At 68.9% G+C, this 21174-nt stretch carries 24 protein-coding genes and 2 pseudogenes; 17 read left to right on the forward strand and 9 right to left on the reverse strand.

Annotated features, from left to right (window positions below; translation table 11 throughout):
- Positions 1-75: 75 nt before the first annotated feature.
- Together ACZ7IB_RS29710 and ACZ7IB_RS29715 are read right to left on the reverse strand one after the other, a co-directional pair.
- Positions 76-738 (reverse strand): histidine phosphatase family protein, encoded by a 663-nt coding sequence (locus tag ACZ7IB_RS29710; protein ID WP_470916872.1) that lies wholly within the window; start codon positions 736-738, stop codon positions 76-78.
- A 34-nt stretch (positions 739-772) separates the two neighbouring features.
- Entirely contained in the window at positions 773-1798 is a 1026-nt protein-coding gene (locus ACZ7IB_RS29715) for an aminoglycoside phosphotransferase family protein (RefSeq protein WP_470916873.1), read from the reverse strand.
- Positions 1799-1987: 189 nt separating this feature from the next.
- Between ACZ7IB_RS29715 and ACZ7IB_RS29720 the strand changes: the two genes are divergently transcribed.
- Positions 1988-2833, forward strand: a complete 846-nt coding sequence (locus ACZ7IB_RS29720; protein WP_470916874.1) for a helix-turn-helix domain-containing protein — start codon at positions 1988-1990, stop codon at positions 2831-2833.
- On the forward strand, positions 2817-3014 hold the full coding sequence (locus ACZ7IB_RS29725) for a DUF397 domain-containing protein (RefSeq protein WP_470916875.1): 198 nt from the start codon (positions 2817-2819) through the stop codon (positions 3012-3014). The genes ACZ7IB_RS29720 and ACZ7IB_RS29725 overlap by 17 nt, the downstream gene beginning before the upstream one ends.
- 87 nt (positions 3015-3101) lie before the next feature.
- Here ACZ7IB_RS29725 and acnA read toward each other — a convergent pair whose 3' ends face one another.
- Entirely contained in the window at positions 3102-5816 is a 2715-nt protein-coding gene (gene acnA / locus ACZ7IB_RS29730; RefSeq protein WP_470916876.1) for an aconitate hydratase AcnA, read from the reverse strand.
- Positions 5817-6137: 321 nt separating this feature from the next.
- Between acnA and ACZ7IB_RS29735 the strand changes: the two genes are divergently transcribed.
- From ACZ7IB_RS29735 to ACZ7IB_RS29765, 7 genes and pseudogenes are all read left to right on the forward strand, one after another.
- Entirely contained in the window at positions 6138-6401 is a 264-nt protein-coding gene (locus tag ACZ7IB_RS29735) for a hypothetical protein (protein WP_470916877.1), read from the forward strand.
- A 6-nt stretch (positions 6402-6407) separates the two neighbouring features.
- Entirely contained in the window at positions 6408-6713 is a 306-nt protein-coding gene (locus tag ACZ7IB_RS29740) for a TnsA-like heteromeric transposase endonuclease subunit (RefSeq protein WP_470916878.1), read from the forward strand.
- Entirely contained in the window at positions 6680-7177 is a 498-nt protein-coding gene (locus ACZ7IB_RS29745) for a hypothetical protein (protein ID WP_470916879.1), read from the forward strand. The genes ACZ7IB_RS29740 and ACZ7IB_RS29745 overlap by 34 nt, the downstream gene beginning before the upstream one ends.
- On the forward strand, positions 7174-8124 hold the full coding sequence (locus tag ACZ7IB_RS29750) for a class I SAM-dependent methyltransferase (RefSeq protein ID WP_470916880.1): 951 nt from the start codon (positions 7174-7176) through the stop codon (positions 8122-8124). Before ACZ7IB_RS29745 ends, ACZ7IB_RS29750 begins: the two co-directional genes overlap by 4 nt.
- Before the next feature lie 551 nt (positions 8125-8675).
- The gene (locus ACZ7IB_RS29755) at positions 8676-8855 is read left to right on the forward strand and encodes a hypothetical protein (protein ID WP_470916881.1); all 180 of its coding nucleotides are present in this window, start codon (positions 8676-8678) and stop codon (positions 8853-8855) included.
- A gap of 176 nt (positions 8856-9031) precedes the next feature.
- Positions 9032-9253: pseudogene (locus ACZ7IB_RS29760) on the forward strand (transposase); the annotation flags it as partial.
- A 162-nt stretch (positions 9254-9415) separates the two neighbouring features.
- Entirely contained in the window at positions 9416-9583 is a 168-nt protein-coding gene (locus ACZ7IB_RS29765; RefSeq protein ID WP_470916882.1) for a hypothetical protein, read from the forward strand.
- On the opposite strand, the gene ACZ7IB_RS29770 is transcribed toward ACZ7IB_RS29765, so the two are convergent.
- Both ACZ7IB_RS29770 and ACZ7IB_RS29775 read right to left on the reverse strand, forming a co-directional pair.
- On the reverse strand, positions 9567-10115 hold the full coding sequence (locus ACZ7IB_RS29770; RefSeq protein ID WP_470916883.1) for a GNAT family N-acetyltransferase: 549 nt from the start codon (positions 10113-10115) through the stop codon (positions 9567-9569). The genes ACZ7IB_RS29765 and ACZ7IB_RS29770 overlap by 17 nt on opposite strands.
- Positions 10116-10283: 168 nt before the next feature.
- Positions 10284-10997 carry a MerR family transcriptional regulator gene (locus ACZ7IB_RS29775; protein ID WP_470916884.1) on the reverse strand — a complete coding sequence of 238 codons (714 nt, stop codon included), beginning with the start codon at positions 10995-10997 and terminating at the stop codon, positions 10284-10286.
- Positions 10998-11085: 88 nt separating this feature from the next.
- Between ACZ7IB_RS29775 and ACZ7IB_RS29780 the strand changes: the two genes are divergently transcribed.
- From ACZ7IB_RS29780 to ACZ7IB_RS29810, 7 genes and pseudogenes are all read left to right on the forward strand, one after another.
- Positions 11086-11700, forward strand: a complete 615-nt coding sequence (locus ACZ7IB_RS29780; protein ID WP_470916885.1) for a putative immunity protein — start codon at positions 11086-11088, stop codon at positions 11698-11700.
- The gene (locus tag ACZ7IB_RS29785; protein WP_470916886.1) at positions 11697-12212 is read left to right on the forward strand and encodes a putative immunity protein; all 516 of its coding nucleotides are present in this window, start codon (positions 11697-11699) and stop codon (positions 12210-12212) included. The genes ACZ7IB_RS29780 and ACZ7IB_RS29785 overlap by 4 nt, the downstream gene beginning before the upstream one ends.
- Positions 12213-12235: 23 nt before the next feature.
- Positions 12236-12868, forward strand: coding sequence for an RraA family protein (locus ACZ7IB_RS29790; RefSeq protein ID WP_470916887.1), 633 nt, complete (start codon positions 12236-12238; stop codon positions 12866-12868).
- A gap of 310 nt (positions 12869-13178) precedes the next feature.
- A complete protein-coding gene (locus ACZ7IB_RS29795; RefSeq protein ID WP_470916888.1) occupies positions 13179-14708 on the forward strand; it encodes a helix-turn-helix domain-containing protein in 1530 nt (509 codons plus the stop codon).
- Between the two features lie 352 nt (positions 14709-15060).
- Positions 15061-16068 (forward strand): annotated as a pseudogene (locus ACZ7IB_RS29800) (MAB_1171c family putative transporter); the annotation flags it as partial.
- Entirely contained in the window at positions 15951-16685 is a 735-nt protein-coding gene (locus ACZ7IB_RS29805; RefSeq protein ID WP_470916943.1) for an amidase family protein, read from the forward strand. The pseudogene ACZ7IB_RS29800 and the gene ACZ7IB_RS29805, both read left to right, overlap by 118 nt.
- On the forward strand, positions 16673-16867 hold the full coding sequence (locus tag ACZ7IB_RS29810; protein WP_470916889.1) for a hypothetical protein: 195 nt from the start codon (positions 16673-16675) through the stop codon (positions 16865-16867). The genes ACZ7IB_RS29805 and ACZ7IB_RS29810 overlap by 13 nt, the downstream gene beginning before the upstream one ends.
- A gap of 400 nt (positions 16868-17267) precedes the next feature.
- On the opposite strand, the gene ACZ7IB_RS29815 is transcribed toward ACZ7IB_RS29810, so the two are convergent.
- The 4 genes from ACZ7IB_RS29815 to ACZ7IB_RS29830 all read right to left on the reverse strand — a co-directional run bounded on the left by ACZ7IB_RS29815 (position 17268) and on the right by ACZ7IB_RS29830 (position 20211).
- The gene (locus tag ACZ7IB_RS29815; RefSeq protein ID WP_470916890.1) at positions 17268-18092 is read right to left on the reverse strand and encodes a hypothetical protein; all 825 of its coding nucleotides are present in this window, start codon (positions 18090-18092) and stop codon (positions 17268-17270) included.
- Between the two features lie 240 nt (positions 18093-18332).
- The gene (locus ACZ7IB_RS29820; protein WP_470916891.1) at positions 18333-18806 is read right to left on the reverse strand and encodes a DUF5994 family protein; all 474 of its coding nucleotides are present in this window, start codon (positions 18804-18806) and stop codon (positions 18333-18335) included.
- Positions 18807-18866: 60 nt separating this feature from the next.
- Positions 18867-19460: a DUF5994 family protein gene (locus tag ACZ7IB_RS29825; protein ID WP_470916892.1), complete on the reverse strand. Its 594-nt coding sequence runs from the start codon at positions 19458-19460 to the stop codon at positions 18867-18869.
- 175 nt (positions 19461-19635) lie between these two features.
- The gene (locus ACZ7IB_RS29830) at positions 19636-20211 is read right to left on the reverse strand and encodes a TIGR03086 family metal-binding protein (protein ID WP_470916893.1); all 576 of its coding nucleotides are present in this window, start codon (positions 20209-20211) and stop codon (positions 19636-19638) included.
- A 73-nt stretch (positions 20212-20284) separates the two neighbouring features.
- Between ACZ7IB_RS29830 and ACZ7IB_RS29835 the strand changes: the two genes are divergently transcribed.
- On the forward strand, positions 20285-21103 hold the full coding sequence (locus tag ACZ7IB_RS29835) for an AraC family transcriptional regulator (RefSeq protein ID WP_470916894.1): 819 nt from the start codon (positions 20285-20287) through the stop codon (positions 21101-21103).
- Positions 21104-21174 lie beyond the last annotated feature (71 nt).

Consider the following 21174-nt stretch of genomic DNA (forward strand, 5'->3'; position numbering starts at 1 on the left):
CGGTGGGACGGGGACGACATCACGGCTCCGGCCGGCCACGGCGCTCAGCACGACGAGGCAGCAGCCGGTGCCCCCTCAGCTGGGCACGACACCCTCGCTCCCGCTCGGGGAATCCGGCACGGCCCGGGGGAACAAGCCCTCGGGCAATGTCACATTCCACGCCGTCATGACCGGCTGACCGTGCTCGGTGCCGAGCCGGGAGACGGCCCCAGTGGCGAGCTGGAACAGCGTGCCCTCGGCCGGGGTCAGGCCGAGATAGCGAGCGGTCAGCACGCGCAGGAAATGGGAGTGGGCGACGAGCGCGATGTCCTCGTCCGCGTCGCGGCTCGCCGCCTCCGCGACTGCGGCCAGCACCCGGTCGGCGCGGGCTCCGACCTCGGCGGGGGTTTCCCCGGGGTGCGCCTCGGGGCCGGGGGCGACTCCGTCGGTCCAGAGGTTCCACTCGGGACGGGTGCGGTGGATCTCCTCGGTGGTCACCCCTTCGTAGCCGCCGTAGTCCCATTCGCGCAGCTCGGGTGTGATGCGGGGTGCGACGAGTCCGGCGAGCTCCGCGGTGCGCCGGGCGCGTACCGCGGGGCTGACCAGGGTGAGTGCGATCTGCCGGTCGGCGAGCAGGGGCGCCAGCGCGCGTGCCTGACGTTCGCCGAGGGGGGTCAGGGGCAGGTCGGTGTGGCTCGTGTGCTGCCCGGACCGCGACCACTCCGTCTCGCCGTGCCGGATCAGGATCAGCTCGCCCATGGGTGTCACCCGCTCTCTGTGCCGTTCGTTCCGCTTAGCTCGCAGATCTGCAAACCCGCTGTTCCACCATCGCATTCCGCGCGCCCGGGACGGGGCGGACGATGCCTCGTTTCCGGGTACGGCAGCCCCGTGGTCCGCGACATTCCGTCAAATGCCCCAGCCGGACGGACCGGACCCGACAGGGCCGCAACCGGTCACGCGGCGCGCTGCTCCCGGCGGTTGCCACCGCGCAGCAGGGCGAAGACGAGCGCAGTTCCCCGAGCGCGGTCGACAGCGCCCAGCCACGGCCCCGCGTCCAGGCCGCGTCATCGGCGTTCACGGCGGTACGGAAGGTCCCGCGGGCGTGCGCCGGCAGCAGGTACCACGCCGCGATCAGGTCGACGGCGGCATCGCCCAGCCCCATGCAGCCGAAGTCGATGACGGCGCTGAGCCGTCCGTTCACAAGCAGCAGGTTGCCGGGTTGCAGATCCGCGTGGATCCAGACGGCCGGACCGGTCGGCGCGGAGGCCCGCAGCGCCGCCTCCCACACGGCGAGCGCCGTGCCGGTGTCCACGGCCTCGTGCAGCACCGCGATCGCGGCGCGCGTCGCGGTGTCGCGGGCCGCCAGGGGTTCGCTGCGGAAGGAGGGCGGCCCGTCGGCGGGGTCGATCCGGTGCAGCGCGGCGACGAAGTCCGCCAGGTCCACCGCGAGCGGGCCGGGTTCGACGACCTCCCCGACCGCCGGGTTCGCGCCGTCGAGCCACCGGAAGACCGACCAGTGCCACGGATAGCCCTCCGCGGGCCCGCCCCTGCCCAGCGGTACGGGGATCGCGGCGGGAAGCGACGGGGCGAGCCGGGGCAGCCAGTGGTGCTCCTTCTCCACGTCGCCGGCGGCTCCCGCGGTACGGGGCAGTCGCACCACCAGGTCCTCGCCGAGCCGGTACATGGCATTGGACGTGCCCACGGGGACGACCGGTTCGACGGGCAGTCCGGCCCAGCCCGGGAACTGCGAGGCGATCAGCCGGTGCACGAGGGATTCACCGATGTCCGGTTCGGCGGCATGCATCTTGCCCGTGTGCATGAGGACCCTTCAGGAGTGGGGCACCGACCGGCGGTTGGCGGCCGACGGCCATGCGAACGCTCGCGCGCGCCGCCCGTCAACTCGTTTACCGCGCGCGGCCCTCGACGACCGGGCGGCGGCAGCCACCTACGGGTGGCGCGTTCCCCGATTCCCGGACCGGCGCGTCCGTGCGCCGTTACATTTCGGCGTATGCCGCAGCCCAAGGACCTCGATCCGTACACCGACGCCCGCTCCTTCTACGGCTCCGAGTTGCGCCGCCTGCGCGAGGCCGCCGGGCTGTCCCAGAGCGAGCTGGGCGACCGGGTCTTCTGCTCGGGTACATACATCGGGCTGTTCGAGATGGCGGAGCGGCGCCCGCAGGAGGACATGTCCCGTGCCTTCGACGAACTGCTGGGGAGCGGCGAGCACCTTCAGCGGCTGTGCCGGCTGGCGCGGAAGTCGAAGGTGGCGGGGTACTTCGCGGATGCGGCGGAACTCCAGCTGCAAGCCTCGTCCATCGAAAGCTACACGTCGATGGTGGTCCTCGGACTGCTGCAGACAGAATCCTATGCACGTGCGCTGACCCGGGCTGCCCACCCGTTCGCCGACGCGCAAGTCATCGAGGGACATGTCAAGACGCGCATGGAACGCACCAGTCTTCTCGACTCGCCCGCGGCACCCGTACTTTGGGTGGTGCTTCACGAAGCCGCGCTGCTCTTGCCTGTCGGTGGGCCTGCCGTCATGGCTGAGCAGCTCAATCATCTCGCCGAGCAGATCGCTTCCCGCCCTCGTGTCGTCGCCCAGGTGTTCCCGTTCTCCGCCGGGGCGCACCCTTTCCTGCACTCGTCCATGACACTGACGCAGTTCACCGATGCTCCGTCCGTCGTGTACACGGAGAGCGCGTACAGCGGTCAACTCGTCGAAGAACCGCGGCTGGTGGAGCAGTACCGATCCGCATACGATCTGGCCAGGGCCGCCGCGCTGTCGCCGGAGGCGTCCCTGGATCGGATCGTGTCGGCGACGAAGGAGTTCGCGACCGATGAGCGTCACACCTGACCTGAGTACCGCTGCCTGGCGTACGTCGTCGTACAGCAACGGCGACGGCGGTGAATGCGTCGAGGTCGCCGACAACGTCCCCGACTTCGTCCCCGTACGCGACTCCAAGCTGACCGACAGCCCGGTCCTGGCCTTCCGGGCCGCAGGCTGGGCAGCGTTCGTGCGGACCATCAAGCGGTAGGGACGACCGCAGGCGTCGTACAACGCGAAGGGCCGCACCCCGGGAGATCCGGGATGCGGCCCTTCGGTTCTGCTGACTGCCTGGCGCCTACTTGCGGATCAGGCTGCGGAGCACGTACTGCATGATGCCGCCGTTGCGGTAGTAGTCCGCCTCACCGGGGGTGTCGATGCGGACGACCGCGTCGAACTCCACACCGGTGTCGGTGGAGACCTTAACCGTGCGCGGCGTCGTGCCGTTGTTCAGCTCGGTCACGCCGGTGAAGGAGAAGGTCTCCTCGCCGGTGAGGCCGAGGGCCTCGGCGGTCGCGCCCTCCGGGAACTGGAGCGGGAGGACGCCCATGCCGATGAGGTTCGAGCGGTGGATGCGCTCGTACGACTCGGCGATGACGGCCTTGACGCCGAGGAGCGCGGTGCCCTTGGCGGCCCAGTCGCGGGACGAGCCGGAGCCGTACTCCTTGCCCGCCAGGATGACGAGCGGGGTGCCGGCGGCCTGGTAGTTCTGCGAGGCGTCGTAGATGAACGACACGGGCGCACCGGCCTGGGTGAAGTCGCGGGTGAAGCCACCCTCGGTGCCCGGGGCGATCTGGTTGCGCAGACGGATGTTCGCGAAGGTGCCGCGAATCATGACCTCGTGGTTACCACGGCGCGAGCCGTAGGAGTTGAAGTCGCGGCGCTCGACGCCGTGCTCCGTCAGGTACTTGCCGGCCGGGGTGTCGGCCTTGATCGCACCGGCCGGGGAGATGTGGTCGGTGGTGACCGAGTCGCCCAGCTTGGCGAGCACGCGCGCGCCGGCGATGTCGGAGACCGGGGTGGTCTCCATCGTCATGCCCTCGAAGTACGGGGGCTTACGGACGTACGTCGACTCGGCGTCCCACTCGAAGGTGTTGCCGGTCGGGATCGGCAGCGCCTGCCACTGGGCGTCGCCCGCGAAGACGTCCTTGTAGGACTTGTTGAACATGTCCTCGCCGATGGAGTTGGCGACGACATCGTTCACCTCGGCCTCGGAGGGCCAGATGTCCGCGAGGTAGACCGGCTTGCCGTCCTGGTCGATGCCCAGGGCGTCCTTGGTGATGTCGACCTTCATCGAACCGGCGATGGCGTACGCGACGACCAGCGGCGGGGACGCCAGGTAGTTCATCTTGACGTCGGGGTTGATCCGGCCCTCGAAGTTACGGTTGCCGGAGAGCACCGAGGTCACGGCCAGGTCGTGCTCGTTGACCGCCTTGGAGACCTCCTCCGGCAGCGGGCCGGAGTTGCCGATGCAGGTGGTGCAGCCGTAGCCGACGAGGTTGAAGCCGACCTTGTCGAGGTACGGGGTCAGGCCCGCCTTGTCGAAGTAGTCGGTGACGACCTTCGAGCCCGGGGCGAGGGTGGTCTTGACCCACGGCTTGCGGGTCAGGCCCTTCTCGACCGCTTTCTTGGCCACGAGCGCCGCGGCGACCATGACGTACGGGTTCGAGGTGTTGGTGCAGGAGGTGATCGCGGCGACGGTGACGGCGCCGTGGTCGATCTCGTACGTCGTTCCGTCGGGGGCCGTGACCGTGGTCGGACGCGACGGCACACCGTTGGAGGAGGCCGGCGAGTCGGAGGCCGGGAAGGACTCCTTGCCGGACTCCTCGTCCTCGGAGACGTAGTTGCGGACGTCCTGCGCGAACTGCTCCTTGGCGTTGGCGAGGACGATGCGGTCCTGCGGGCGCTTCGGGCCGGCGATGGAGGGGACGACCGTGGCGAGGTCGAGCTCCAGCTTCTCGGAGAAGTCCGGCTCGGCGGCCGGGTCCAGCCAGAGGCCCTGCTCCTTGGCGTACGCCTCGACGAGCGCGACCTGCTGCTCGTCACGGCCGGTCAGACGCAGGTACTTCAGCGTCTCGTCGTCGATCGGGAAGATCGCGGCGGTGGAGCCGAACTCCGGCGACATGTTGCCGATGGTGGCGCGGTTCGCGAGGGAGGTGGCGGCGACGCCCTCACCGTAGAACTCGACGAACTTGCCGACGACACCGTGCTTGCGGAGCATCTCGGTGATGGTCAGCACGAGGTCGGTGGCGGTGGTGCCGGGCTTCAGCTCGCCGGTCAGCTTGAAGCCGACGACGCGCGGGATGAGCATGGAGACCGGCTGGCCGAGCATCGCGGCCTCGGCCTCGATGCCGCCGACGCCCCAGCCCAGCACACCGAGGCCGTTGACCATGGTGGTGTGCGAGTCGGTGCCGACGAGGGTGTCGGGGTACGCCTGGCCACCCCGGACCATGACCGTACGGGCCAGGTGCTCGATGTTGACCTGGTGGACGATGCCGGTGCCCGGGGGGACGACCTTGAACTCGTCGAAGGCGGTCTGGCCCCAGCGCAGGAACTGGTAGCGCTCCTTGTTGCGGCCGTACTCCAGCTCGACGTTCTGCGCGAACGCGTCATTGGTGCCGAACTTGTCGGCGATGACGGAGTGGTCGATGACCAGCTCGGCCGGGGCGAGGGGGTTGATCTTGGCCGGGTCACCGCCCAGCTCCTTGACGGCCTCACGCATGGTGGCGAGGTCCACGACACACGGCACACCGGTGAAGTCCTGCATGATCACGCGGGCCGGCGTGAACTGGATCTCCTGGCTGGGCTGCGCCTGGGAGTCCCAGCCGCCGAGCGCCCGGATGTGGTCGGCGGTGATGTTCGCGCCGTCCTCGGTGCGGAGCAGGTTCTCCAGCAGCACCTTCAGGCTGTAAGGGAGGCGCGCGGAGCCCTCGACCTTGTCCAGCTTGAAGATCTCGTACGACTCGTCGCCCACGCGCAGCGTGCTGCGGGCGTCGAAGCTGTTCGCCGACACGACAGTCTCCTTCATCAATGTGCGCGTACTCCGCGCCGCGCCTCATTACGGCGGGCGCCGCGTGGTGCCGCCTACGGCCCCTCGACCATCCGCTAAGGTAAGACTTAGTTAGGTAACCCTTACCGACTGACGGACTGCGGTGCGCCTTCGGCATATATCTCGATGTCGAGATAACTCTAGTACATCACCGCCGCACGGTCATGCGCGGGCGGCGCTGATCTCTCGCAGCGAAGGTTGAGCGTTGCCATCGAAGGTTGGTGACCGCCTGGTTTTCTCACCGAAGGTTGAGTGATCGTTTAGGGCCGGCTGTCTGGGGAGACGGTGGGGGAACCGGTACAGGCGTACGACGATCCTCTGCTCAGCGCCTTTGAGCTGGACTTCTTCGACGGCGGTCAGCGTCGTCACATCGCGTTGGGTGCCGGCTGGGGCGTCCGGTTCGAGGATGTGCCGCCGGTACGCGGGTTCCGCTGGAACAAGGGCGATCGCAGTTTCCCGGGCTGGTACTACGCGGTGACGACCGGTGGGCACGTGGGCTACGAGTCGTGGCTGGAGCGGGACCGGCTGATCCTTCTGGACTTCGCCTAGGACCTGGTGGGGATCGCCTCCCAGCCGTTCTGGCTGCACTGGCGCGAGGGAGCCAAGCGGCTGCGGCACGCGCCTGACTACTTCGTACGGCTGGCCGACGGCCGTGCCCGGATGGCCGATGTCCGCGCCGAGGACCAGGTTGACGAGCGGACCGCGGAGGCATTCGCGGCGACCGAGCGGGCCTGTTCGGCGGTCGGCTGGGAGTTTGTGCACGTCGGCGTCCCCGATCCGGTGTTCATGGCGAACGTGCGGTGGCTGGCCCGCTACCGGCATCGGCGGTGCGGCGCCGCACCTACGACGGCCCCGGCCTGATCCGGCGCCAGCACTCCGGCATCGCGGAGAAGAAGGGCTTGTGGGAGGTCCACCACGACCCCTACGACATCTCCCGGATCTGGGTACGCAACCACCGCGGCGACGGCGAGTGGATAGAAGCCACCTGGAAGCACCTGCGCCATACCCCGGTCCCGTTCGGTGAACTGGCCTGGCATCACGCCGCCCGGGGCCTGCCCGAGGGCACCGAGGCGGAGATCGCCGATGCGGCCGCAGCTCTGCTGACCCGCGCGCATGCCGGCCCGGAGACCACAGAGGCCAAGCCCAGGAAACGCACCCGCCGGGACAGGCAGGTGGCCGCCCGCACCAAGGCCGCCCCGCCCGTCCCGACACCTCCTCTGTCTGCCGGTTCCGAGCCGTCGCTCGCCGAGGACGACGAGCCGCCGGCCCAGGTGATCCCCCTGGGGCTGTTCGATCCGCTCGAAGATCCGTGGAGACGCAAGTGACCGAACCCGGCCCGATAGCCGGCGCCACGCTGGAGACTGTCGACGACGAAGCCGGGCTCCACCTGACCACACGCCAAGGATGGCGCCGCTTCACCGCCGATCCCCCGCCGCCGCCACGGCTGTTGACGTCGAAGGAGTACGCCGCACTCTCCGACCTCGAACGGGACGTCTACGCCGAGGCACGTCTCGATCACCATGCCCGGCTGCTGGTCGTCGCCACCTCCGCCGTCCGCCACACCGTGACCTGCGGACGCCGCCTGGTGCTGCTGAACCGGCACGCGACTCGACTACTGTGTCGGGCCATGAACACGGACGGCTGGTTGGCAGACACCCGGACCTCCTACGACACGGTCGCGGTTAACTATGCCGGCCAAATACGCGAGGCTCTGGCCGAGAAACCGTATCTTCGGGCGACTCTGACGTTGTTCGCAGACTTGGTCCACGCCGCTGGCGGCGGACCGGTGGCGGACGTGGGCTGCGGGCCTGGACACGTCACCGCTCACCTCCACGAGCTGGGTGTGGATGCTTTCGGCATCGACCTTTCCCCCGTGATGATCGATGTCGCTCGGCGTGACCACCCTCGCCTGCGGTTCGCAGTGGGCTCGATGACGGACCTCGCCCTCACCGATGCTTCGGTCGCCGGCCTGCTCGCTTTTTGGTCGTTGATTCACATCCCCGACGATGCCGTCCCCACGGTCTTCGGGCACTTCCGGCGGGTGTTGCGTCCCGGCGGACCACTTCTGCTCGGCTTTCACGTCGGCAACGAGTCAAGGCTGAAGACCCAGGGCTACGGCGGTCACCCGATGAACGTTTACGTCCACCGCCGCCAGCCTGACAAAGTGGCGGCCTGGCTACGCGATGCCGGGTTCACGGTCGAGGCCCAGACACTGCTCGACCCCGACGACAGCGTTCCAGGGGCGGTCCTTTTCGCGCGCCGTCAGTTCTAGCCCCGTCAGTGGTCCGGCTGCGGCCGACCACATTCAGTGACAGTGCCCACCGGCCGCATCCTCACCGCGCCGACAACCGCGGACGCCGACAGTGACCGACCACCTGCCCTTGCCCCTCGCCCCTCTCCCCATCAACGTCCGTCCCCGGCTCGGCGAGACCACCGATCACTACATCCAGCGACTCGCCCGCGCCAACCACCTCAGGCCCAGCGATCTCCTGCAACATCTCACGCCACCGCCCCACAAAACCGGCCGGAGACCCCAACTGAGCCACCTCGCCGCCCTCAGCGGACGCTCGACGGAGGTCCTGGCGAAAACCCTTGCGGATGCCGGCCCAGCCGCCGGGCCGACCCCCTCCGACCTCCGCCTTCAACACCACCCAGCGCTGAATGACAACGGCCACAACATCACGTCGCTGATCAAGCACAACGCCCGGAAGAACAAGAACGGCCTGCGACAGATCGCCGATACGTGGAAGATCCCACTCTGGCTCCTCAGAAGAGTCCTCAGTCCGCGTTTCCCTGACCCGAAGCCCCTGCTGCGGGCCCTGAATGACCGACGACACCTACCGCACGATCTGGGAGTACTGCCTCCAGGGCGCGACACCCACGCAGACCTGGCACAACCTCCTCGACGACCACGTCGACTGGATCCCGCTGACCACCGTCACGAAGCTGTTCCTCCGCTTCTCTGAAGAGAACGGTTCAGCCGAACCCAACGAACACGAGTGACCCAGGCCACTCAAACTTCCCTACGTTGTCTGCGGGACAGGGTGCGCTGGCGGGAGGGCAAGGATCTCCCGCCGGTTCATCACCGGTTGTGCTCGCCCTATGACACCGATGCCCGTTACGGGATCAAGCGCGGCTCGGGCTGGACCGGCTACAAGGCGCATCTGACCGAGACCTGCGAGCGTTACGCGATCCGGGCCGGGGTCGAAGGAACGATCTCCCAGGCCGTCCGTGTCACCGGCCTGCGCCGTACCCGCTACCGCGATCTACCCGCGACCCGCCTCGGCCACGTCTTCGCCGCCACCGCGCTCAACCTCATCCGCATCGACCGATGGCTGACCGGCACCCCACTCGGCGGCACCCGCACCTCCCGCCTCGAAGCTCTGATGCTCCCGGCCTGACCACCCGAATCACGCATTCAGCAGAGTCCTGAAGGCGGGGATTCCCTCCGAAGGGAGGGATGGACAGTCCGTCTCGCGCTGGACACCTCACGCCCAGCCGAAAGGGAAGTCTCCCGGGGAAGGGACCCGCTCAGAGGCAGGCTCATCGGTCTGATCGACAGCATGATCACCGACAACCTCAACGTCAGGGGCATCTGGACCAAGCTCATGGACGACCACGACTACTCGGTCTCCTACGCATCCATCCGCTACCACCTCAAGCACCACCAGGACCGGGGACCCCGCCCTGGAGACGAAGCCACCCAGTCCAAGCTCAACCGGACGGCGTGACCGAGTGCCACACGCCGAACCACTGCTCGGCGCCGTACTCCTCAAACCGCTCCACCTCGGTGAACGCCAGCTTCGCCGCGAGGCGCATCGCGCGGTCGTTGGCGGTCTGGGTGCAGAGCACCACCGGCTCGCCGGGAAGCGCGTCGGCGAACCAGTCGAGTGCCGCTGCACACGCTTCGGCGGCGTACCCACATCCCCACGCCTCCGGCAGGAACATGTAGCCGAGCTCCGCCTCCCCGGCATCCGGGCGGACGTGCCCCGGACGCTCTGCGTTGCGCGGATCGAGCGTGATCATGCCGATCATCGCTCCTTCGAGATCGATCACGAAAAGGCCAGGGCGCCGCCCGGGCACCTCAGGCACCGCGCGTTCGAGCTCATCACGCGGTCGAGGGCCACCGATGTAGGTGCCCACTTCTGGCGATGCGAACAACTCGATGAACGCCGCACGGTCCCGGGCCTCGGACTCGCGGAGCACGAGCCGTTCGGTCACTAACGGGGCAGGTGGCCAGGTGACGGGGCCGAGTTCAGTCATGGCAGGCAACCTATCGCACGCCCATGAGAGTGATCCGAAAGAGAAGACCCAGATCGCAGATGCGTTCGAGATTCTGTCATTTAACAGAGTCGCCGCAGGTCTGTCGTCCGACATGGAAATGTCAGTGGTCCCGACATCGGAAATGTCAGTGGGGTTCGTGCTTTGGGCTCAGCCGGTTCTCGCGGATCGGCCCAAGGCTTCGAGGTAGGTGGAGAGCTGACCGGCGGCGTATAGCTGGGCCATTCCGCGGGACGTGAGGTCGCGCCGCCACCCTTCCAGGGTCCTGGCCAGCGCTTCGAGGCTGCCGGCGTCGCGAAGTTCTCCGAGGACGGTGGCGATGGTGCCCAGGGGCTGGCGTCCCCGGCGCAGCAGGTGCGCCAGTTCGGCGTCGCGCACGTCCTGCGCGAGGTACTGGCGGTGCCCGGTGCGTGGGTCACGTTGTGGGGTGAGGACTCCAGCGCGTTCCCAGGCTCGCAAAGTGGCCGGGTTGAGCGCGAGGTGGCGGGCGAGTTCACCGATGCTGTACGGCACCCGAGTGCTGGCCGTCGTATCCGGGGTGGCGGCTCCGAGATGTGAGATCGCCGCTTCGACGGTTCGTAGCGTGTTGCGGTCGCGAGCCAGGAGCGCGTGCCCGTCGTCGACGTACTCCAGTGCTTCGTCGAGCTGGCCGCTGGTGACGGCATGCATGATGCGTCGGCTCGTCGAGTAGCCGAAGGCAGGGGCGAGCGCCAGGTAGGCCGCGAGGCCGGCGGCATGAGTGGCGGTGTAGTCCCGGTACCCCGTCCGGCTGCGGTGGGCCGGCGGGATGATGCCGGCGGCCTCGTAGTTGCGGACCGCCTGCGTGGACAGGCCATGGCGACGAGCCAGGTCCACGGGCCGCATGTGACCTCCGATTGAGGGTTCCGACGCGGGTGAGCGGAGGATTCGTCGCAGAGTCTCCACCGAGCGTTCAAGGATACGATCCAGGGGCATGGCACAGAGCACGCACACCATGTCCGGAGACTTCGATCTGACGATGGACGAACTGCGCGTCGTGGCGCGTTACGTGGTTCGGCACGCAGAGGACGTCCTGTCGGTCTTTGAGCAGGCTGTTCCCGATGATCCGCGCCCCCGTGCGGCGATCGACGCGGCCTGGGCGTTCATCAACGGTGCCAACAGGACGAAATTGCAGCGCGCCACTTCGCTCGACGCTCATCGAGCCGCCCGGTCCGCGCCCTCCGAAGCCGCGCGACTGGCCGCGCGATCCGCCGGCGACGCCGCATCGGCCGCATACTTGCACCCCATCGCCCAGGCCGGCCAGGTCGGCCACATCCTGCGGGCCTGCGCGAGCGCTGCGCGCATCGGGGAGATGGAGGCGGGCGGTGATCCCGCGATCGGGGATGCCCTGCTGGAACGGTCGCGGCAGCGTGCGACACCGGTGCTCATCGATGTGCTCTGCCGCTACCCGCCCGCGACAAGCGACAGCAGTCGTGTCGCCCGGCTGATGAGCACTCTGGATCATTCCCTGCGCCAGGCGGCTGACCGGCCGCCAGGGCACACCGCAGCGAGCGACGCCGATGTGCGCAGGAGGGAGTGCACGTCATGATCCTCCCGAAGGTCCGCGACCCTCGCTTCGTGACGATCCGCCGTGGTGGGACTCTCACTGATGCGGATCACCGTCTCCTCGCTCTATGGGCTGCCTCGTGTGCAGAGCACGTCCTTGGCCTCTTCGAGTCGGCCCAGCCCGGGGACCCGCGACCGCGCCGGGCGATCGAGCATGCCCGGGCCTGGGTACGTGGCGAGGTCAAGATGATGCAGGCTCGCGCAGCGGGCGGCCATGCGATGGGGGCAGCCAGAGACCTGCGTGGGGCAGCACGACATGCCGCGTACGCCGCCGGCCAGGCCGGGGCCGTCGCCCATGTCGCCGCGCACGATCTCGGCGCGGCCGCCTACGCGATCAAGGCCGCACGTGCAGCAGCACCGGAAGGCGAGAGCGAGACTGCGGGACGACTCGAGTGCCAGTGGCAGCGCAATCAGCTCCCGGAGGCGATCCGCGAGCTCGTACTTGATGACCAGCGGCTGCGCAACGACATCTGCTGGTCAGTTTTCGACTGTTGAAGCCGAACCGTGCACGGCCCCTCATGGTTGGCCCAATCGACGTCACCGAGTTCAAGGACATCTCCCCGACCACCCTCGCCGATCTCCTGGGCCGCGAGCAGGTCATGGACATCGGCATCCGCCCCCTGTGGCCCTCGATCCCGCGAGTCGCCGGCCCGGCGTTCACCGTGCGGTGCCCTCCGGGCGACAACCTCATGCTGCACGCGGCCATCCACCGCGCGGAGCCGGGCTCGGTCATCGTCGTCGAGGCAGGTGGCGTCGACTACGCACTCGCCGGAGGAAACGTCTGCGCCGTCGCTCAGCGCCGTGGGATCGCGGCGTTCGTGACCGACGGGGTGATTCGTGACCTCGCCGAGGTGCGCGAGATGGGCTTTCCCGTCTTCGCCAGGGGAGTCATCCCCGTCCCTGGCATCAAGAAGGCCGTTGAGCCGCTCAACGGCCCGGTGCTGTGCGGCGGCGTGAGCGTCGGCGCGGGCGACATCGTGGTGGCCGACGAAGAGGGCATCGTGGTCACCCCCCGCGCCCGCCGGGAGCAGGTGCTCCTCGACGCCCGGAAGAAGGTGGCCAAGGGGGCCGGCGAATCCCTCGGCGTGTGGGAGGAAGCGCATCGCGCCCGTATCGACAAGATCCTGGCCGAAGGCGGCTTCGAGGGCTGATTCGACGCCAGGCTTCCGTCAGGCCTGTGCTGTTCCCCGGCCCCGCCTCGCCCCGCCCGCCTCGCCCCGGCCCGGCCCGGCCCGGCTCGGCCCGGCGAGTGGGGGCCGTGGCGAGGCCGACGCCCCCGGATGGACGTACACCGCGCGCCGTCGCGGCGATCCCGGTGGACCATGGAACGCACGGCGCGCTCGTAGCCCGCACCTTTCACGCACATCAGGCTGCGTAACTGCCGTGCCTCCACACGCAGCCGTCACCCGAACACCACACCCCACCACAGGCCTCATCTCATATCTGAGATAGTCTTTCGTCATGTCAGACGACTATCTCGTACGCATAGGCAAGCTCATCCGTGACGCCCGTCAGCACCGGGGCTGGACACAGAGTCAGCTCGCCGAGGCACTCGCCACCAGTCAGAGCGCCGTCAATCGCATCGAGCGCGGCAATCAGAACATCAGCCTTGAGATGATCGCGCGCATCGGTGAGGCACTCGACAGCGAGATCGTGTCGCTCGGCTACGCCGGTCCCATGCACCTGCGGGTGGTCGGCGGGCGCCGGCTCTCGGGCTCCATCGATGTCAAGACGAGCAAGAACGCGTGCGTGGCACTGCTCTGCGCCTCGCTGCTCAACAAGGGCCGTACGGTGCTGCGTCGCGTGGCCCGCATCGAGGAGGTCTACCGACTCCTGGAGGTGCTGAACTCCATCGGCGTGCGGACGAAGTGGATCAACGAGGGAGTCGATCTGGAGATCGTCCCGCCGGCCCGGCTCGACATGGACGCCATCGACGCGGACGCCGCCCGCCGGACCCGTTCCATCATCATGTTCCTCGGTCCGCTGCTGCACCGGATGGACTCGTTCAAGCTTCCGTACGCGGGCGGCTGCGACCTCGGTACACGGACCATCGAGCCGCACATGATCGCGCTGCGCCGGTTCGGGCTGGAGATCGCCGCGACGGAAGGGCTCTACCACGCCCAGATAGACCACTCGGTCACGCCCGACCGTCCCATAGTGCTGACCGAGCGCGGGGACACCGTGACCGAGAACGCGCTGCTGGCCGCCGCCCGGCACGACGGCACGACCGTCATCCGTAACGCATCCTCCAACTACATGGTCCAGGACCTGTGTTTCTTCCTGGAGGCACTGGGCATACGCGTGGACGGCGTCGGCACGACCACACTGACCGTGCACGGCGTCCCGCACATAGATGTGGACGTCGACTACTCCCCCTCCGAGGACCCGGTCGAGGCGATGAGCCTCCTCGCCGCCGCCGTGGTGACGGAGTCCCGGCTGACGATCCGCCGGGTGCCGATCGAGTTCCTCGAGATCGAGCTCGCGGTGCTGGAAGAGATGGGCGTCGACTGCGACCGTACGACCGAGTACGCCGCCGACAACGGCCGTACCCGGCTGGTCGACCTCACGGTCCGCCCCTCCAAGCTGGAGGCGCCGATCGACAAGGTCCACCCCATGCCGTTCCCGGGGCTCAACATCGACAATGTGCCCTTCTTCGCGGCCATCGCCGCCTCGGCCCACGGTCAGACCCTCATCCACGACTGGGTCTACGACAACCGGGCCATCTACCTCACCGATCTGAACCGCCTCGGCGGCAGGCTGCAGCTCCTGGACCCGCACCGGGTACTGGTCGAGGGCCCGACCCGCTGGCGCGCCGCCGAGATGATGTGCCCGCCCGCGCTGCGGCCCGCCGTGGTGGTGCTGCTCGCCATGATGGCGGCGGAAGGCACCTCCGTACTGCGCAATGTGTATGTCATCAACCGCGGTTACGAGGAGCTGGCGGAGCGGCTCAACTCGGTGGGCGCGCAGATCGAGATCTTCCGCGACATCTGACGGGCGAACGCCGCCGCCCTCTGCCTGGCCTGCGAGGAAGCGGTGCGGCGGCGTCCGTGGGACTTCTCCGGGACTTTGCGGCTGAGCGGATACCCGCCGGACTTCTGTCAAGGACCGGCACTGTCGGCCCAGAGGCGCGCGAAGGGGACGGCCCAAGGGGCGCAGCGAACCGGACAGGGGAAGGGACATGCTCGGGGAATCGGGGGAAGCCGGGGTGACACCAGGACGCGAGCGCACGTCCTTTGCCGACGGCTGAACCGGCCCGTCCCGAGATGAACCGAATAGCGCGGACTCTTCTGCGGAAAGGAGGCAGCAAGCGGCTTTGAAGGACTTACTTCACTCCCTGAGTCTGGTGATCGCCGGTGCGGGATTACCGCTCCTCCTGCGCGACCTGGGCGGAGCACGCCGCGATCCCGCCCTGGTGGCGCTGGGCCTCACATATCTGTTCTCCGCCCTCAGCTTCGCAATTTCGCTGACACCGGTGTGGATCCGTATCGACCACGTATTCGGTGTCCCCAACATCGCTGCTCTCCTCGCTCACAGCTGTGTGATCGCCGTCCTTGTCGGCCAGGGCGTCGTCCTCGCCCACTGGGCCATGCCGCCCGAACAGGCCGGCCGCCGCACCGGCGTGCTCATCCTGGGCGGCTGCACCGTCGTCGTCGGCCTGACCGTCCTGTTCTTCCTGCTCGCCCCTGCGGTGCAGCGGCCCGTCGACTTCTCCCTGTACTACGCCCACGAGCCCTACTACCAGTGGTACTTGGCGCTCTACCTCATCGCGTACACCGTTGCCGAGCTCTACCTCGCCCGCGGCTGCTGGAGGTACGCGCGTGCCGCGGAGGACCGGTCGGTCCTCTACGGGCTGTGCCTCGTCACCATCGGTGCGACGGTCACCCTGGGGTACAGCGCCATCCGCTTCGGTGTGATCCTCGGCCCGGTGCTCCACTTCAACGTCCAGCACCTGGAGCCGTACGCGTGGATCTGCGGCGACGTGGGCGCCAGCTTCACCCAGATCGGCTACTTGCTGCCCATCCTCACCGCCCGCTCCACGTATCTGCGCGAGCGGCGCGTCTCCAGCCGGGAACTCCTCGAACTGCTGCTCAAGCACCACGAGAAGACCAATCCCGACCTGAACGCCGTCGTGACCCTCGACGCCGACCGCGCCCGCAAGGCCGCCGACGAGGCGGATGCGTACCTGGCGCGCACCGGCCGGACACGCGGCTCCCTGCGCCTGCCCGCCCACTATTGCGGCGTGTATGCCCTGCGCCCCAGCCACGGCATCATCGCTTCCCGCGGCCACAGCCCACGGCTGCCGGGCCGGCTCACCTCCAGCGACATGCTCACTCCCGGCCCGATCGCCCGCACAGCCGACGAACTCGCCCTGCTCCTGGACGTGCTCACCGGGCCCGCCTCCGCCGACGCTCCCGCCTGGCGAATCGACCTGCCCAGCCCTCGGCACGGCCGACTGGGCGACTGGGCGACTACCGGATCGGCATCTGGTCCGACGACCCGCACTGCCGCGTCGACACCGCCACCCGCACCCTTGTGGACCACGTCACGGATCTCGCCCGCGCAGCCGGGGCGACTGTCGACGACTCCACCCGCCCCGTGGACATGGCCGCCTCCGACCGGTTGTTCCAGTCCCTGATGTATGCCACCAGTACCGCGACCGTCCCGGACACCGCTTTCCAGGACGAAGCCGATGCCGCCGACCCGCTCTGCAACGACGACCAGCCCGCCCGCGCCCTCTACCTGCGCTCACGCACCATGCGGCACCGCGACTGGCTCCGCGCCCACGAGGCACGGGAGAAGCTCCGCGCCCGCTGGGCCGACTACTTCACCACCCATGACGTCCTGATCACCCCGGCCGCCCCCACCGCGGCGGTCCTCGATCAGACCTCGACGCCCCTTTCCGACCGGTACATCACCGTCGACGGCGTAAGGCGCCCGTACTACGACCAGACCGCATGGGCAACCTGACCAGCCACGTCAAGCTCCCCACCGCCGTCGTCCCGGCTGGACGGACCGACGACGGACTCCCCTTGTGCGTCCAGATCATCGGCCCCTACCTCGGCGACCGCACCGTCATCGCGGTCGCCGAGCAGCTCGCCCGACGGCTGCCGCCCCCGGTCACCGCGCCGGGTCTGTCGGGAATCGGGTGAAGTTCCTATCGGCCGACGGGTTCTTCGGCGGGCTGTGCAGCCCGAACCCGTCCGCCGGTCGGGCGGCCGTCGAAGAGCCGTCGAACGCGTTCTCGGCGGGCTTCCAGCGGCCGCACCAGCACCGACGGCCGTGTCCCGATGCGGTCCCGGGTGAGAGAGGGCCGGCCAGAGGCGATCGGGGGCGGGCTTCTCGTCGAGGAGGTGTCCGCACGCTCGGGCCGCGCGTCGCAAGGCGCGTTCATCGCCCTCCGCGTACGGTGGCCGTTACGCGTGCTACACACAGGCCGCAGAGCATGGGCACGGTTTCGCAGCCCTCATTGACGCGGGTCCGTACGCGGTGGACCTCCTGCGTGAAGGTGCTCGGGGTCCCGTCGCGGCTGTTCACCGGGGCCGTCGGCCGTTACGGACGGCTCTCTTGGCCGACGTCGCGGACGAGGTCCAGGCCGAGGACGCGGTCGAGATGGGCGAAGGTCTCGAACTTGGCACCGGCCGGCACATCGGACCGTCCCGCCACATCGGCCAGCAGATCCAGTACGGCGTCGACACCGAGATCGTCGACGAGCGCTGCATGCGACTGTCGCAGCAGGTCGGCGGGGATCGGCCTGGACGGCTCCTGCGCCCAGTCGGCCACCTGCTGACGCCACTGCCGCAGTGTGCGCCGGGCATCGGCCAGCGCTCCACCGGTGACCGTGACAGGTGTGCCGTAGGGGCGGCCAAGCAACAGCAGGCGCACGGCCAGTGGATCGGCGACCTCCGGTACGAGTACGTCCGGACGATCCGGGGAGAGAAGGTGGCCGGGGTCCGGGACACCATCGTCCAGCGGCGCCGTACTGACCTGCCCCACATCGATCCGGACCCCGCCCATGGCGTCGTCCGTGTCGGCGCCCTGGGCGACCACGTGCACGTCGGCGGGGCCGCCGAGTGCCCCGTCCGGATGGTGGCCTGCGACGACGAGGGGTGGATGGATGCCGAACACCGTCATGACGCGGTCGAGCGCCCGGGTCTGATCGTGCGTCAGGTCCGGGGTGGTGAGAACCGTGACGACCTGCAGGCCGTTCAGCTCCGCGGCGCGCGCCAGCACGTCGCCGACCAGCGGCACACGCAGGTACACCGGACCGGCCCCGGTGCCGACGGCCGGCAGATGGACGCAGCTGCGCAGCAGGCGGCGGGGTGCGGCGGGGATCTCCACGAGGTGACCGGTGCGGGTGTCGGCGATACGCAGCATGTTCGGAGGCTAGTCGCGGGCACCACCCGCACGTGGGAGAAACCGGTCGGGGCAGCGGTGTTGCGAAATACGGAGCAGCATGTGGGGCGGGGATGACGGGCCCGCGCCGCTTCAGTCCACCAGCCCGCACCATTGACGCCTTATGACGCGAATATCCCGTTGGTGCACGCTCACGTGCACGGCCCGGAAGGGCGGCCCCGGTGCGTATTGCCGGGGTCGTTGTTATGTATTGCCTCCCGGCTACGCGGCGACGATGCCGGCGGCGTCGAGAATCTGCTCCGCCGATGTGCAGTTACCGTCCCGTACGGCCATGGTCATCGCGGTGTGTGCGGCCGAGGCAGAGGCGTACGGCGGGATCACCAGGAACGAGAAGTGGTCCTGACGGCCGCGGGTGATGATCATTGTGCTGTCGTCGACTGCGGACCAGTCGATACGAATCCTGCGGTCGCCGATGACCAGGTGTCCCGGGGCTTCGTCCCAGGCACTCGCGTCGAGGCCGACCCGCGCGATGGGGCCCAGCCTGGCCGTCAGCGCGTCGATCAGGTCGGGCAGCTGGCTTTTGATGTCACGGGAGCGCGGCCACCAGGCGCCGTCGAAGAACCCGGCCCGGCTGGAGGTCGTCTCCATCCGCAGAACAGCACTACCAGGCACCGGTTGATCACCGGTGTCCGCCAGGAGCAGGAGAAGCCCCGGGGTACGTTCGTCGGCAGTCATGAGTTGCCACCTGTCTGGAGATCACCTGCTGGAGCCGGCAACCCTTGGTGCCGAAGGTCTTCACGCCCCTCCGCCCGGGGCCGTTCCCTCGGGAACGGCTCGTCGGGCGGCCGGCATCCGGGGAGATGCGCCCTGGCCACCCTCGGAGTCCCAGACCAGTTCCCGGGTCGAGTCCCAGTCGGTCTCGGCCGCGATCCGGAAGAACTCCGCCTCCCGCATCAGGCCGCTCGCGGTGAGGACCCGCAAGGGATCGGCGGCTGCGGTCATCAGCCGGGCAGCTGTGGCCGGACCGGTTTCCGGCGGGATCACCAGCAGGTCCCAGCGGCCGGTCGTGTAGGAGAGCAGCAGGAGCTTATGGGGGTCCTGTTCGGCCTTGAACCAGCCGACATGGACCAGATGCCCGGCGACGCGCACCTTGTGCGGGACGACCGGCCAGAACGTGGGGTTCACGGTGACCCGGGTGATCCGGCCCCACAACGGATCCAGTACGGCCGTCAGCGACGGCAGTTCCGCCGTCAGGTCGCGGGAGCGGGGCCACCATGCACCGTCGACCAGAGCCGGAGAGGTGCCGGCGGGCGCCAGCATGAGTCGGAGCGGCAACGAAGAAGGGGTCCGGTCTTCGACCGCGGACGTGTACTGAATGGTCGCGGTCATGACGCGAACCCTGCCCCGGGCCGGTCATGACCGGCCCGGTGTCGTGAATCGCCGAGAGCGGCACCGGCCTGAAAGCGGATGCACGAATTGTCCTCGGTATCTCCAGGGTACTCCCGGCCGGACCGAGCCGGGCCGTTCCGCTGCCGCATGGCCGTGGGCCGTGTCCGGAGAGCGGCTACCTCGCCGGAGACGGCACCGGCCGGCGTCCGAGGAACGCCACGAGCCGGTCCACGGCCGACGCGTCCGCGTCGACCGGAGCGATCTGACCGAAGGGCATGTTCTCGCCCCGGTACTGCGGCGGCAGGGTGGCCTCCGCGCGGGCGAGGGTTTCTGCCGCTTCCTGGTCGGTGTAGGGAATCGGCTGCCCGGTGGCGACCGCCAGGTCCCATCCATGGGTCAGGTACTCCATGACGGTCATGCTGAACACCGTTCCGCCCGGCATTTCGCCGCCCGTGACGGTGACCTGACGGTCGAAGCCGTGCTTCTCCCAGCCCTCGACGACACCGGCTGCGGCGGCGCGGAACTCGCGGGCGGGCTCGGCACCGCATCGGTGGTTTGCCGCGTCGGCGTCGTGGGACCGGCCCTGGGCGCCGGCCTCGAATACGAGGAGCCACCCGACGATGTGGTTGATCAGAGCCTCGACGTCGTAGTCGTCGCACGGCGTCGGAAGGCTCAGCTGCTCGGCTCCGACTCCCTTGATGACGTCGCCGGTCTTGGACAGCACACCCGCAAGGAGATCGACTTCACTCATGGCCGGAGCCTAGGCGGGGCCGGGGACGCAGTCTTGAAGAAACACGACACGGCGGCCTCGTTAGCATGGTTCCGTGACCCGGCAGACCGATCAGGACACCCGCGGCATCGTCGACCCCCGCACCGGATTCGAGCACTTCGAGCTGACCCGGCACCTGCCCTCACCCGACCTGGCCTGGGCGGTGGACTGCTACTGGGTCGTTCGCTGGGACATGCCGGACGGGGAGTCCTACGAGCAGCGCGTGATCCCGCACGCTGCCGTACATCTGGTGTTCGAGGCCGGTGCCGCCACGATCGAGGCCATTTCGCCGCACGAGTTCGTGCGACGGCTGGAGCGCCGCGGCCAGGTCTTCGGCGTCAAATTCCGGCCAGCGGGATTCCGGCCCTTTCTGCGTGGCCGGGTGTCCGCCGTCGCCGGGCAGCGGTTCGCGGCGTCGGCCGTGTTCGGCGCGGAGGCCGACGACACGGCGCGTGTACTGGCCGGGGCCGACGACGTGAACGGGTCGACGGCCGTCGTCGAGAGCCTTCTCCGTTCCCTGGACGCACAACCGCTGCCCGCGACCGGGCCGTTGAACACCGTGGTCGGCCTCATCGTCGCCGACAGGTCGCTGACCAGAGTCGGCGATCTCGCCGATCGGCTGGGAATGAACACGCGCAAGCTGCAACGGCTGTTCGCCGATCATGTGGGCCTCAGCCCCAAGTGGGTCATCAACCGGTGCCGGATCCACGAAGCCGCGGAGGCGGCCATGCGCCGGGCGTCCATCGACTGGGCCGCACTGGCCACCGAACTCGGTTACAGCGACCAGTCCCATCTCGTCCGTGACTTCACCGCCACTGTGGGCACCTCCCCGGACCAGTACACCCGCCGGGCCGCGCGAACCCCGACGCACTGACCGTCACCCCGCCTCACGTTCAGGACGCCGGACCGCACCGATGTCACCCGTACCGACCGCGCCCCCTCTCG

This window comes from Streptomyces sp. NPDC037301 (genome assembly GCF_055602785.1).